General features: G+C 54.7%; 12 protein-coding genes. 5 read left to right on the top strand and 7 right to left on the bottom strand.

What is annotated here, in order from left to right; translation table 11 throughout:
* The first annotated feature begins 147 nt into the window (after positions 1 to 147).
* Both ilvC and E0L35_RS06990 read left to right on the top strand, forming a co-directional pair.
* Positions 148 to 1620: a ketol-acid reductoisomerase gene (gene ilvC / locus E0L35_RS06995; protein ID WP_027959828.1), complete on the top strand. Its 1473-nt coding sequence runs from the start codon at positions 148 to 150 to the stop codon at positions 1618 to 1620.
* 104 nt (positions 1621 to 1724) lie between these two features.
* Positions 1725 to 3242, top strand: a complete 1518-nt coding sequence (locus E0L35_RS06990) for an ATP-binding cassette domain-containing protein (RefSeq protein ID WP_138799939.1) — start codon at positions 1725 to 1727, stop codon at positions 3240 to 3242.
* 49 nt (positions 3243 to 3291) lie between these two features.
* On the opposite strand, the gene E0L35_RS26240 is transcribed toward E0L35_RS06990, so the two are convergent.
* Positions 3292 to 3462: a hypothetical protein gene (locus tag E0L35_RS26240; protein WP_022520572.1), complete on the bottom strand. Its 171-nt coding sequence runs from the start codon at positions 3460 to 3462 to the stop codon at positions 3292 to 3294.
* Positions 3463 to 3634: 172 nt separating this feature from the next.
* Positions 3635 to 4063, bottom strand: a complete 429-nt coding sequence (locus tag E0L35_RS26585; protein ID WP_236614955.1) for a hypothetical protein — start codon at positions 4061 to 4063, stop codon at positions 3635 to 3637.
* Between E0L35_RS26585 and E0L35_RS06980 the strand changes: the two genes are divergently transcribed.
* Complete coding sequence (locus E0L35_RS06980) at positions 4047 to 5114, top strand: AGE family epimerase/isomerase (protein ID WP_231500701.1); 1068 nt, start codon at positions 4047 to 4049, stop codon at positions 5112 to 5114. The genes E0L35_RS26585 and E0L35_RS06980 overlap by 17 nt on opposite strands.
* Before the next feature lie 92 nt (positions 5115 to 5206).
* Here E0L35_RS06980 and E0L35_RS06975 read toward each other — a convergent pair whose 3' ends face one another.
* On the bottom strand, positions 5207 to 6238 hold the full coding sequence (locus tag E0L35_RS06975; protein WP_138799937.1) for an aldo/keto reductase: 1032 nt from the start codon (positions 6236 to 6238) through the stop codon (positions 5207 to 5209).
* A gap of 5 nt (positions 6239 to 6243) precedes the next feature.
* A complete protein-coding gene (locus E0L35_RS06970) occupies positions 6244 to 7458 on the bottom strand; it encodes an MFS transporter (protein WP_249362100.1) in 1215 nt (404 codons plus the stop codon).
* 109 nt (positions 7459 to 7567) lie between these two features.
* Here E0L35_RS06970 and E0L35_RS06965 point away from each other — a divergent pair, with 109 nt between their 5' ends.
* Positions 7568 to 8491 carry a LysR family transcriptional regulator gene (locus E0L35_RS06965; RefSeq protein ID WP_138799935.1) on the top strand — a complete coding sequence of 308 codons (924 nt, stop codon included), beginning with the start codon at positions 7568 to 7570 and terminating at the stop codon, positions 8489 to 8491.
* 109 nt (positions 8492 to 8600) lie between these two features.
* On the opposite strand, the gene E0L35_RS06960 is transcribed toward E0L35_RS06965, so the two are convergent.
* Positions 8601 to 9809, bottom strand: a complete 1209-nt coding sequence (locus E0L35_RS06960) for an MFS transporter (protein WP_249362099.1) — start codon at positions 9807 to 9809, stop codon at positions 8601 to 8603.
* Positions 9810 to 9959: 150 nt separating this feature from the next.
* Between E0L35_RS06960 and E0L35_RS06955 the strand changes: the two genes are divergently transcribed.
* Positions 9960 to 10847 carry a LysR family transcriptional regulator gene (locus E0L35_RS06955; protein ID WP_138799934.1) on the top strand — a complete coding sequence of 296 codons (888 nt, stop codon included), beginning with the start codon at positions 9960 to 9962 and terminating at the stop codon, positions 10845 to 10847.
* Positions 10848 to 10973: 126 nt separating this feature from the next.
* Here the strand turns inward: E0L35_RS06955 and E0L35_RS06950 are convergent, their stop codons facing one another.
* Entirely contained in the window at positions 10974 to 11657 is a 684-nt protein-coding gene (locus E0L35_RS06950) for a DUF899 domain-containing protein (RefSeq protein ID WP_138799933.1), read from the bottom strand.
* Between the two features lie 136 nt (positions 11658 to 11793).
* A complete protein-coding gene (locus E0L35_RS06945; protein WP_027959835.1) occupies positions 11794 to 12564 on the bottom strand; it encodes an aminoglycoside nucleotidyltransferase ANT9 in 771 nt (256 codons plus the stop codon).
* Positions 12565 to 13058: the final 494 nt, after the last annotated feature.

Genomic DNA, 13058 nt, shown 5'->3' with positions numbered 1-13058 from the left:
TAAGAAAGAGTCACTCTTCTATACATTACCTCTCATCACATGCTCTTACCGACATGGCGCTAGCGTTTCCCCCTAGCGACGGTGTCACCTTTTTAATATCGGTGTACCTTACACCGACACATTGATCATAAAATTAGGATGCTAACGATGGCTAACTATTTCAATACGTTACCGCTACGCGAGCAATTGGCTCAGCTAGCGCAATGCCGCTTCATGCACACCGCTGAGTTTGCTGATGGCGTCGAAGCGCTAAAAGGCAAAAAAATGGTGGTTATCGGCTGTGGCGCACAAGGCCTTAACCAAGGTTTGAACCTACGTGACAGCGGCCTAGATGTTTCTTATGCACTGCGTCCTGAAGCCATTGAGCAAAAGCGCCAGTCCTGGAAAAACGCCACTGAAAACGGTTTTGTGGTAGGAACTTACGAAGAGTTGATCCCCACCGCAGACGTTGTTTTGAACCTCACCCCTGATAAGCAGCACACTTCAGTAGTGAACACAGTGATGCCGCTGATGAAGGAAGGCGCCTGCCTGTCTTACTCTCACGGTTTCAACATCGTAGAAGAAGGCATGAAAATTCGCGACGACTTAACCGTCATCATGGTGGCACCGAAGTGCCCTGGCTCTGAAGTTCGCGCTGAATACGTGCGTGGTTTCGGTGTTCCCACCTTGATCGCTGTTCACGAAGACAATGACCCCAAAGGCGAAGGCCTTGCGCTCGCCAAAGCTTACGCAGTAGGTACTGGCGGCCATAAAGCGGGCGTGCTGATGTCCTCTTTCATCGCGGAAGTGAAATCCGACCTGATGGGCGAGCAAACGATCCTTTGCGGCATGCTGCAAACGGGCTCCCTGCTTTGCTTCGACAAGATGGTCGAAGAAGGTATCGACCCGGGCTACGCCTCACGTTTGATTCAATACGGCTGGGAAACAGTCACCGAAGCGCTGAAGTACGGCGGTGTGACGAACATGCTGGATCGTCTTTCTAACCCAGCGAAGATCAAAGCGTTCGATCTTTCTGAAGAGTTAAAAGACATCATGCGTCCGCTGTACAACAAGCACCAAGACGACATCATGAGTGGTCACTTTTCTAAAACGATGATGGAAGACTGGGCGAACGATGATGCGAACCTTCTAAAATGGCGTGCAGAAACGGCTGAGACGAACTTCGAGAAAACACCCGCTGGCGATGTAGAAATCTCTGAGCAAGAGTTCTTCGACAACGGCATTTTGATGGTCGCTATGGTGAAAGCCGGTGTTGAACTTGCTTTCGAAACCATGACAGCGGCGGGCATCATCGCTGAATCGGCTTACTACGAGTCGCTACACGAAACGCCGCTCATCGCGAACACCATCGCGCGTAAGAAATTGTACGAAATGAACGCGACTATCTCTGATACGGCGGAATACGGTTGCTACCTCTACAACCACGCCTGTGTGCCGCTGTTGGCAGACTTTATGAAAGGCATCAAATCCGACGTGATCGGTAAAGGGCTTTCGCTAGACGACAACGGCGTTGATAACGCACGCCTGATCGAAGTTAACACCGCCCTTCGTTCACACCCCGTAGAAGCCGTTGGCTCGGTTCTTCGCGGCTACATGGCTGACATGAAAAAAATCGTTTAATCGCCTGATTAACCGATAGACGTTTAAGCCGCCAAAAAAAGCCGAGATATCATCACGATATGCTCGGCTTTTTTGGTACCTCGAACAGCGTAAGGAAGAGAGTAATGGATTCGTTAACCCGCCTAGACAATATACGCCTATCAAAAGCGACGGTTAGCTTTGATGATCGTTTCACACTAAGCGAGATTGATTGGACCATTACGCCAGAACAGCATTGGGTTATCACTGGCCCCAATGGCGCAGGTAAATCCGCCCTTGCGGCTGCGCTCGCGGGCATTGGTGACATCCAGAGCGGAAGCATTCAAGGCCTTCCCAACAACGTGGAAATCGTCTCTTTTGAAGCACAGGCAGAGCTCATCGCCCAAGAGTTGAAAAAAGACGACGCCGACATTATGGACGTCATTTCACTCGGCACTCCCGTCAGTGAAATGATTTTCGACCATTGCAAAGACACTGAACTTGCCCAATCCTTGGTCGAAAAGTTTGGCCTAGGGAAACTGCTCGAGCGCGCGTTTCGCAAACTTTCCACCGGCGAAACCCGTAAAGTCATGTTGATTCGCGCTTTGGCCAATAAGCCTGATTTACTTATTTTAGACGAGCCCTTCGATGGCCTGGATGTCGATACCCTCGCCATGCTTCAAGCACATCTAGCGTCTATCATCGACACCGTTCCCATGGTCATGGTGCTGAATCGCTTTGATGAAATGCCCGACTTCATCACCCATGTGGCCTACTTAGATAAAGAACGTGGGGATAAAGACCGTTCGGATAACAATAGTGGGAATAAAAAGAGAGGGGATAAACAGAGTAGCGACAAAGGCCGCTTGAAGCTCACGGTAGATCGTCTGGACGACGCCGCCTTTAATGAGCTCTACCAATTACTGCATTTGAAAACCACCGACCTAAGCGTGCCAGAGGCCGACCCCACCAATAAGCTACCCGCTCTCGACCCGAGCCAGCCATTAGTAAAACTAACGCAAGCGACCATCCAATACGGCGACACCGTGATTGTCGATAAGCTCGATTGGACGATAGAACGGGGCCAGCATTGGCAACTGAGTGGGCCTAACGGTAGCGGCAAAACCTGCGTTTTATCGTTGATCACCGGCGATCATCCGCAGTGCTATACCAACGATATTTTCGTGTTTGGTTTCCAGCGCGGTAACGGCGAAAGCATCTGGCAGATTAAACAGTTTATCGGCTATGTATCCACTAACCTGCAGTGGGAATACCGGGTTAGCACCAGCTGCAAAAACGTGATTATTTCCGGTTTCTACGACAGCATCGGTATGTACACCAAGCCCACTGACAGCCAGAAAAAAATTGCCGACCAATGGCTCGAACTACTGGGCATGCAAGACCGCGCCGACCAGCCGTTTAACAAACTCTCTTACGGCGACCAGCGCCTGCTACTCATTGCCCGCGCCATGGTCAAACATCCGCCCCTGTTGATTCTAGACGAACCTTGCCTTGGCCTGGACGACATAAACCGCCAACTCGTCCTCGCCCTGATCGAGAAAATCTGCCAAGGCTCAGAAACCACCGTGCTCTACGTCAACCACCACGCGGAAGATCAGATAACAGGCATAGAGCATTATTTAGGGCTGGAGAAAAATAACTAATTTTTCAAATAGTTAAGATCATTAACTATACTGAAAAATGGCCAGCCAGCTAGTCTTTTTTGTCTATCGTTACCTCAATCGATTTGCTATCGCCAGCAAACCATTTCTGAACATACAGAGTGCCCACGATAGGCGCCGTTCCTTCATCAGGCACTTCTTTATAGCGAACGCTGTTTTTGGTTTCTTTCTCGTATTCAAACATAACTACTTTCTTCGCCATGAAACATATCCAGTAAATAATAATTAGGACTTGGGCGACTAATGTCGCTCAACAGGCTTGTTAGGTTTTGGAACTAATCAGTCTCAAAGCGAACGGTTACTTTCGATCCGCACACCTGAGCGACGCAACGCGCATAGCCTTCAAGAGATCATCGACCTTGTGATGATATAGATCAAGGTCTACGTTGGATGCAGGCGCAGCCTGTTGCCGTGCCTTCACGCATCACACGGAGGTGAATATTGTTAGCAAGCTCAGGATCCACGCCCAGTCGCAGACACTGCCCGGTAGCAAGGCCGCCTTCGTCAGCGGCCAAACGATCCACCCCAACGGTGGCACCATCGTCAATGGCTGAGGCGAGCGCCCTCTTGATCACATAAGGATATGGATGCAATGAACCACGGCACAAAGCCCCATGACACCGATCAAAAGCCCCGGCGCTGGCTCGATAGCGCCACCCACCCTTCTGGCTGACCCGCGAAGGGCTCGCGCTGTTTGAGTTCCACCGCCAGGCGCGACTGGACTCCGGCGGCTTCGCACCGCTCGATGGTGACGGGCGCATACCCGACGACGCCGTGGCCGACACCATGCTTACCGCGCGCATGGCGCATAGTTGTGCCTTAGCAGCGCTACAGGGCGTGCCGGGCGCTGCCGCGCTGGCCGAGCATGCTATTCGCGCGTTGGAAGGTAAGCTGCACGACGAGCAACACGGCGGCTGGTTCGGCGCCGACCCCGCCACCAGCGACGACCGCACCAAGCAGTGCTATATCCATCACTTCGTCGCCCTCGGTGCCGCCACTGCGACCCACGCCGATATTCCCGGCGCGGCTGCTCTGCTCGAAGAGGCCATTGGGGTGATCGACACCCGCTTCTGGTCGATGGATGAGCAAGCTTTCGTCGAGAGTTTCAGTCAGGACTGGAGCGAACTGAGCGACTACCGCGGCGGTAACAGCAACATGCACGGCGTAGAGCTGTGCTTGGCGCTAGCCGATGTGCGCGACGAACCGCTGTGGCTTGATCGGGCGCTGGCCATCGTCGAACGACTGATTCACCGCCACGCGACTCCCCGGGAATACCGCATCCTCGAGCATTTTCACGGCGACTGGTCGGAGTGGCCGGAACACAACGCCGACCGCCCTGACGACGGCTTCTACCCCTATGGCGCTACGCCGGGGCACGGCTTTGAGTGGTCGCGTTTGATGCTGCACCTGGAAGCATCGCTGCAATCCCGCGGCCGAACGGTTCCTGCCTGGCTGTTCACCGACGCTGCGGCGCTATTTGACGCCAGCCTGCGCGACGGCTGGAATACCGACGGCGCCCCGGGGCTGGTATATACCGTCGATTGGGAGGGTAACCCGCACTCCCTGCGGCGACGCCACTGGACCCACGCCAAGGCGGCGGGCGCGGCGGCCGCGTTCCTACAGCGCACCGGCGAGGCCCACTACGAGCACTGGTATCGGCAACTCTGGGATGCGATCGACACCCTCTTTATCGATCGTAAACGGGGCGGCTGGTACCAGGAGCTCAGCGGTGAGTTGCAGATCGACCCCGCCGAAGGCGACGTCAAACCCGATCTCTACCATGCCTACCAGTCCACGTTGCTGCCACGGTTGCCCTTAGCCCCCAACCTAGCGTTAACCGTCCACCGGTTGTAACTGGTTGTAATAAATAGTGCAACGTTCACCCGAGGTGGTCCCCCCTCAGTCGCCGTGCCTGTCGTGGGCCCGGCTTTTTCAGTTTATTTCAGTCATACCAGTGGTGGATTACGCTCAGCGAACTGGCCGTTCCAATAGGGATAATAGGGGTAAGGTGGAGTTACCGCGCTCGCCACGTCTAATCGTGCAACCTGAGACTCATCAAGGCGCCAGCCAACCGCACCAAGATTCTGCCGTAACTGGGTTTCGTCCCGGGCACCCAGCAAAACCGATGACACCGTCGGACGGCGCAGCAACCAGTTAATCGCTACCTGGGGCACGCTCTTGCCGACTTCGTCAGCTATCTCGAATAGCACGTCCAATACCCGGTACAGTCTTTCATCCGGCACAGGTGGCGCGAATCCTTCGGTCTCGTGAAGACGGCTCCCGGCGGGCAGTGGTTGGCCGCGACGAATCTTACCGGTCAGGCGGCCCCAGCCCAGAGGGCTCCACACCAGAGCACCCAGACCTTGATCCTGCCCCAACGGCATCAGCTCCCACTCGTAATCTCTGCCCACCAGGGAGTAATACGTCTGGTTCGCCACGAAGCGCGCATAGCCATAACGCTCAGCAACGCTCTGGGACTTCATCAACTGCCAACCAGAGAAGTTGGACGCCCCTAAGTAGCGAACCTTACCAGCCCGCACTAGATCATCCAGTGTGGACATCACCTCCTCCACCGGGGTCATGGCATCGAAGTGATGCAGTTGCAGCACATCGATATAATCGGTTCCCAGCCTTTTTAGTGCGCGCTCGGTGGCGCGGATCAAGTGGTGTCGAGAACTGCCCACGTCATTGGCGTCCTCCCCGCTGCGTAATGACAGCTTAGTGGACACGATCACCCGGTCACGACGGCCTTTGATCGCCGCACCAAGGATCGCTTCCGATTTACCGTCGGAATAAACATCAGCGGAGTCGAACAGATTGACCCCAGCGTCCAGACATATATCGATCAACCGCTTCGCTTGCTCAACATCGGTATTGCCCCAGGCACTGAACAGCGGCCCCTTGCCACCAAAGGTGCCGGCCCCGAAACCCAATGCAGGCACCTTGAAACCAGATCGCCCTAGATAACGATATTCCATCACACTCACTCCTGTTCGCAGGAAATTGCCGAGGCGGGCCGAAGGGACTCGCCATGCTCACGTTTGATTGCCCAAACGGCCACCGCCAGTCCGGTAAGAGCAACCAGTGCGGCGGCGCCAGGCACGGCGGTAAAGCTGCCGCTGCGCTCGATCACCACACCGCCCAAGCCCGCACCAATGGCATTGCCCAGATTGAACGCACCGATATTGAAGCTGGACGCCAGGCTGGCCGCGCCTTCCGCCCGGTTAAGTACCCACAGTTGCAAGGGCGCCACCGTAGCGAAACCGGCCATGCCAAGCAGTCCGACGAAGACCACCGTTGTCCACTGATAGCCGAGCGCAAACGGAAACAGACCCAGCACCGCCGCCAGCACTGCCAATGTGATTATAAGGGCCGGTGCCAGTCCCCGATCCGCAAGACGTCCGCCGAGCAGGTTACCGGCGATCATGCCGACGCCGAATACCAGCAGAATCAGCGACACAGCATCCTGGGAGAAACCGGCGATGCCGGTCAGCATCGGCTGGATGTAGGTAAACACGGTGAACACCCCGGCGATGCCAAGCGCTGTCATCAGCAACCCCAGCAACACTGTGGGTCGACCGATCGACGCCAGACTCTTACGCCAACCCAATGCCTCGCCGTCGCCACTGTTGCGAGGCACCATGAGGGCGATCACTAGGGTCGCCAGCACCCCCACGCCGGTAATTGCCCAAAAGGTGAAGCGCCAGCCATATTCGTGCCCCAGCCAAGCGCCCGCGGGCACACCCAGCAGCGTCGCCACGGTCAAGCCGGTGAACATCGTGGCGATGGCACTGGCCCGTTTGTCCGGCGCCACCAAGCCAGTGGCGACCACCGAACCGACGCCGAAAAAAGTGCCGTGTGCTAGGGAGGTCACCACCCGGGCAACCATCAGCATCGAGTAGTTCGGAGCCAGCGCGCAAGCCAGGTTGCCGAAGGTAAAAATAACCATCAACAACACCAGCACCTTCTTGCGAGGCCAGCGGGCACTGGCAATGGTGAGCAACGGCGCGCCCACGAACACACCCAGGGCATACCCGGAGATCAGCAGGCCCGCTTGGCGGATGCTCACATCCAGATCGGCGGCCACTTGCTCCAGCACCCCCATGATCACGAACTCGGTGGTGCCGATGCCGAAGGCACCAATGGTCAAAGCGTAGAGCGCCCAGGGGATCGGGCGCGAAGAGGTTGAAGTCATCATCAAAACGTCCATCAGGGAATGATGAGGCGAATGCTAGACCTGCATCACCCTCCTTGATACCTTTAGGATCTTTAATGACTTTCAAGATTTTATTGATAATGAGGCCATCATGGATCGTCTAAGCGACATCGCTCTCTTTCTGCGCGTGGTGGATCTGGGTACGATCAGCGCCGCCGCCCGCAGCCTTGACCTCTCGGTGGCCGTGGCCAGCCAACGTCTGCAACGGTTGGAAAAGGGCCTCAATGTACGACTACTGCACCGCACAACCCGACGCCTTCACCCCACCCCCGAGGGGTTGGCGCTGGCGGAACAGGGCCGCGATCTAGTGGAGGGTCTGGAAGCACTCACCCAGGATCTACGCAGCGGCGCCGACAACGTCACCGGCACCCTGCGCGTCACCCTACCCCACTCCTTCGGGCGCCAGTACATTTCGCCGCTGTTGCCCGAGTTCCTTAACCGCTACCCCCGCTTGAACCTGGATGTCAGCCTGACGGATCAGGTGGTCGACCTGGTCGGCGAGGGCTATGACCTGGGCATTCGCATCGGCATGCTGGAAGACTCCAGCCTGGTGGCCCGGCGCTTGGCCGACGACGAGCGGATACTGTGCGCCTCTCCCGGCTACTTGGCCCGCCACGGCACCCCGCAACGCCCCAGCGACCTGGTCGATCACCAATGCCTGGTGCTTTCCAGCAATCGGCGTCGACAGGACATCTGGCATCTCACCGACAAACAAGGGCAAAGCGAGGCGGTACAGGTAGGCGGCCGCATACGCAGCAATCAGGGAGAAATGCTCACCGAAGGGGTACTCGGCGACTTGGGCATCGCACAGCACTCGGTGTGGCACATCCACGAATACCTGCACAGCGGTCAATTGAGCGTGGTATTGCCGGATTACCGGTTAACGGAAACCAGCATCTACGCGGTGATGCCCCAGCGCCAGTTGGTGCCACCTCGGGTGCGGGCGTTTGTGGCGTTTCTGGGAGAGCGGCTCGCTGAACATCCTGTCTGGGCGTTGCGGCGGGAAGATCAGTAAGTGTCAATTACATCTAGATCGAGATGGATCCATCGATGTGAGCCGACCAGTGCTTTTCACCAATCTTGCCTATCAAAGAGTTTTCACCCAGCAGTCGTCCTGTTTAACGCTACGAAACTGGAAAACCATGCTTTCGAGCGGCCCAGACAGCCAACAGAGTTGCCGTCAGTAACACCAAGAGCGCGGGCGAGAAAGAGCCAGCGCCAAAGCGATCTAAAAGCACGCCTCCGACGATACCACCGCCAGCGATAGCCAAGTTCCAGACAGTAACCAGCATCGATTGCGCAACGTCTGCCGCTTCTCCAGCCGCCTTGGCGAGAGCTGTTTGGAACAGCGTGGCAGCTCCCCCAAATGCGAGTCCCCAGGCGCCGACAGCTACATAAATGGCAACAGGCATATCACCTGCGATACCAAGCATCAGTGCCGCTAACCCGAACAGGGAGGTGCTGGCGAGCGTCATTACACGAAGATAGCGATCAATCAACACGCCAATGACCCAAATGCCGACCAACGCAGCAATACCGAATACCAGCAAGACCAGATCGGTTCGCTCAGCCAGATTAGCATCAGCCAAAAAAGGAGCGATATAGGTGTAAAGGATGTTATGCGCGAGCACGAAGGCCAGTACTACAAATAGCACCGGACGAATACCTGGAAGGGTGAATACCTGCCTAAGCGTTAGCCGCTTACCAACGGATTGACCCGCGAAGTCAGGCACCTTTATATGAACCCACACGATCAGGATCAGCGCCATAAGCGTCATTATTCCAAAGCAAGCGCGCCACCCCATCAGTGTGCCTAGAAACGTGCCAGCCGGGACACCCAAAGAGAGTGCCAATGGTGTTCCCACCATCGCAATAGCAATAGCGCGCCCTTTTAAATGCTCTGGCACCATTCGAGCGGCATAGCCTGCCAATAGAGCCCACAATAGGCCTGCTGCTACACCAGCGAGAAATCGGGCCATCATCGTCCAGATATAGCTCGTTGAAAGCGTCGTGATCGTATTGGCGATAGCAAAGCCCACGATAGCGGCCAGCAATAAGGGCCTACGCCGCACCCCTTGCGTGGCTGCCATCAATGGAATAGCGGCTACTAAGGAGCCGATGGCATAGAGGGTAACAAGTTGTCCCGCAAGAGATTCTGAAACCTCCAGTCCTGCTCCGATCTGAGGCAACAGGCCCGCTGGCAAAGCCTCGGTCAAGATAGTCACGAAACCCGCTAATGCAAGTGCGAGCAAAGCCGTAATGGGCAGTCGATCCGATTGTTCGGTTTCGCTTCTCTCCCGATCTAAGTTACTCATTTCCGATGTAGACATCATTATTGCCCCGTCTAAAGCGAAGGTTCAGGTGCTAAAGCACGCTTACCTGCCGCATGTGAGAATAGGCACTCACATTAGGCATATTGAGCAATTAGGAGAATAATGCTAATTTTCCGAATATATCGGAACAAAATTCCTTAATGGAAAAATATGGATGTATTAAGCGGCATTGAGTACTTCGTACAGGCGGCTGAAACCCGTAGCTTCTCTGCAGCTGGGCGAAACCTGGGCGTGTCTTCTTCAGCAGTAGGAAAAAGCGTAGCCCGACTGGAAACTCGCCTAGGTGTTCGTTTACTTCATCGAAGCACTCGCAGTATCACGTTGACGGCGGAGGGAGTACTCTTTCTTGAGCGCTGCCGTCGTATATTAAGTGAGGTGGAAGCAGCAGAACTGGAGTTGTCAGAGATACATACGGAGCCCAAGGGCAAACTTCGGGTGAGTTTTCCACTCGTTGGGCAGCTTGTGATGCCAGTGCTGACTTCCTTTATGCATCGTTATCCTTTGATCGAGCTAGATGTGGATTTTTCAGACCGGATGGTAGATGTAATCGAGGAAGGGTTCGATGCCGTTATTCGCACCGGAGAGCCAGCAGATTCTCGTTTGATGTCACGCCCACTTGGGAACTATAGCCTGGTGCTTGTGGCCTCACCGGAGTATCTATCCCAGCACGGTCACCCACAAACACCCGCTGACTTGGTCGATCATGCTTGTTTGCAGCACAAGTTTCCCAGTACCGGTAAATATGAGGCTTGGCCGCTTCGGGCAGTTGGCAACGAAACAACTCCCACGCTAAATACAGCCATGGTGTGCAACACCTCTGAAGCGTTAATCGCAGTGGCCCGTGCAGGACTGGGCATCGCGTGCCTACCGGACTTTATGGTGAGAGAAGCTATTAGTAAGGGAGAGCTGGTTACTGTCCTGAATGAGCATATCGAGCACCAAGGAACATTTCGCATGCTATGGCCCTCCAGCAAACACTTGGCCCCCAAGCTACGGGTATTTATTGATTTTATGGTTGAAGAGCTTTTTAAGGCTTAGCTTTTTCGGTTCCTTATAAGATTGCAAACCGAGGTGATCAGACTGAAGCAGAACGGCCTTTGAAACGCATGCACGATCTGCAAAAAAACGCCTCGCTTCAATGGTTGTTTAGCTCACATATGAGTTTCAGCCGCCATACTCGTCGTGGCGGCGGTTCCACACATACGGCTTCGTCTGTGGCCAACCTTCCGGTGAGTCCTCCCAGGTTTCCTGGCGACCAAACGGCGTCAAATCCAGGTATGTCCAGTGGCTACCTAAATATTCGACGCCACGAGCACCGGTAAAGTAGGTGCGATAAATGTCGTTTCCATCGCGGAGGAAGACACTCGCGCCATGCTTTTCGCCCTCCTCTGTCGTTGCGCCGACATCCTCGTTGAAGTCGCTTCCGTAAGAGGAGTACCAGGGAATCGTCCAGCCCATGCGCGTCTTATATTGATTGATTTTCTCTAGCGGAGCGCGTGACACCATGACTAGCGAGGTGTCACGTGCATGGAGGTGCGCCGGGTGCGTCATGGCATCGGCCACCCACGAGCACCCATCACACCCCGCCTTCCAATCGGGGGCAAACATGAAATGGTAAACAATCAGTTGACGTCGCCCAGCGAACAAGTCGAGGAATGACACGCTGCCCTCATCGCCCTGGAAGACATAAGGCTTTTCCATTTTCACCATGGGTAGCTTGCGCCGCTCAGCGCTCAAGGCATCGCGTGCCCGAGTGTGTTCTTTTTCTTTAATGAGCAATCGGTTGAGTGCCGCCTCCCACTCTTCAGGGGAGACAACTTGCGGTAAAGGGTGTTTAGTTGTTGGCATATTTGGCCCTTCTTCTTTAAAGCCCGTTTGTTCTCGCTCCGCAGAAAGATCTAATTCATGGGTTGATACCAATAGCCGACTCAGTGCTTGAGTAGCACCATAGTCACCTCCCTTTCGGTAAGGGTCAGCGCTTCTATCAATGCGGGGTGGCAAGGCACGTTTCGATGGATTGCCGCATGGAACAAATTAGCGCCTGGAACTCCCCCTGCTTCCCCTGCCATTGGTCGACGACCTTTCCGAGGTAGCCTTGCTTAGCGTAGTCCAATAAAGCCGCATCTTCCTTTGCCAGCTGTTCCTTTGCCCACTCTGCTGCCACATCTTTTGAAGCAATATCACCCGTTGCTACGGTCAGCCACATGCGAGACAAGGTTAAGAGCACATTGCGTTCATCACCTGCTGTCTCTGCCAGCAACGTAGGCAAGGAATCACGAATCGCTCTTTGGACATCAGCCATTGGCACTGGCTCAAACACCTCAGCGGCGTTGATCCCATATAGCGGCAGGCTGTTATCGATCACCTTTTTCAGCACAATCGCCAGATCAGGATCACAGGCTGGTTTCGGGATGTGCCCTGCCTCGAACTCATCCCGCAACCACTCACCGTATATAAGTTCCGCCCGCGGCGGGAACCGCCAGGGCACAACATCAGAGATCGTGATGACCGTCAGCTCTACTGGCCTGGTAGCTTGTGCATTGCCAATCGTGCCAGAGACCTTCATCAGCTGCGCAACCAGAGCCTCCCTCTGCTTACAGGTTGGTGAGTCGCTCACTGCCACCAGAACATCAACATCGCTGTTACGCTGTAAGCCATCGGCAACGGCAGAACCAAAAAGATAAATACCCACAATCGACTCGCCAAGCACGTCTTCCGCGATGGATTGCGCTTGTTGTGCTTCATATGGAATCACGGGTCACACCACTTTTGCTGGAATGTAGTTTCCTACACTGACGAAATGCGGCGATGGTAAAAATCGAACCAGATAGAGAGTGTTTTTGAGTTTTTAGGTGGCCCAATATCTTCATCAAACATAAGCTTATGACCTCGGGTGTTACTACCCCAAACTCATGCAGGCCCCACGGTTTATCAGTGATTCTCTAAAAGATATTAACTCCACGACGCTGATAGTCGTGAACAATCTCGGCGAAACCTTCACAATCTACATAGCCAAAGTAGGAATGTTCTCACGCATCACGAGCAGATAATTCATCAGGACAGTGGCCTAATGAAAAACAAGCTGGACAAGTTCATCGGCCACGGGACTGAGCTTATAGGCGGCTTTGTGATGACCAGCACTGGCTGCTTGATGCGGCAGCACACACGACTTTTCAAACAGCTTTAGCTTTTAAGATGGCTATCGGCTTGCTGGAACAATGCATTGGCAGCTTTAACATATTGGCTAAA

Origin of the sequence: Halomonas sp. ATBC28, from assembly GCF_005937175.1 — a bacterium.
In the GTDB taxonomy this organism is placed as follows: domain Bacteria; phylum Pseudomonadota; class Gammaproteobacteria; order Pseudomonadales; family Halomonadaceae; genus Vreelandella; species Vreelandella titanicae.
Note: the sequence above shows the minus strand (reverse complement) of the source record. Positions and strands in the feature narration are given on the sequence as shown.

Coding starts and splice junctions, on each gene's coding strand:
- ilvC (WP_027959828.1), top strand. CDS start 148: ATGGCTAACTATTTCAATACGTTACCGCTACGCGAGCAATTGGCTCAG.
- E0L35_RS06960 (WP_249362099.1), bottom strand. CDS start 9,809: ATGATGTCTACATCGGAAATGAGTAACTTAGATCGGGAGAGAAGCGAA.
- E0L35_RS06955 (WP_138799934.1), top strand. CDS start 9,960: ATGGATGTATTAAGCGGCATTGAGTACTTCGTACAGGCGGCTGAAACC.
- E0L35_RS06990 (WP_138799939.1), top strand. CDS start 1,725: ATGGATTCGTTAACCCGCCTAGACAATATACGCCTATCAAAAGCGACG.
- E0L35_RS06965 (WP_138799935.1), top strand. CDS start 7,568: ATGGATCGTCTAAGCGACATCGCTCTCTTTCTGCGCGTGGTGGATCTG.
- E0L35_RS26585 (WP_236614955.1), bottom strand. CDS start 4,063: ATGCGCGCGGTAAGCATGGTGTCGGCCACGGCGTCGTCGGGTATGCGC.
- E0L35_RS26240 (WP_022520572.1), bottom strand. CDS start 3,462: ATGGCGAAGAAAGTAGTTATGTTTGAATACGAGAAAGAAACCAAAAAC.
- E0L35_RS06950 (WP_138799933.1), bottom strand. CDS start 11,657: ATGCCAACAACTAAACACCCTTTACCGCAAGTTGTCTCCCCTGAAGAG.
- E0L35_RS06975 (WP_138799937.1), bottom strand. CDS start 6,238: ATGGAATATCGTTATCTAGGGCGATCTGGTTTCAAGGTGCCTGCATTG.
- E0L35_RS06980 (WP_231500701.1), top strand. CDS start 4,047: ATGCTTACCGCGCGCATGGCGCATAGTTGTGCCTTAGCAGCGCTACAG.
- E0L35_RS06970 (WP_249362100.1), bottom strand. CDS start 7,458: ATGATGACTTCAACCTCTTCGCGCCCGATCCCCTGGGCGCTCTACGCT.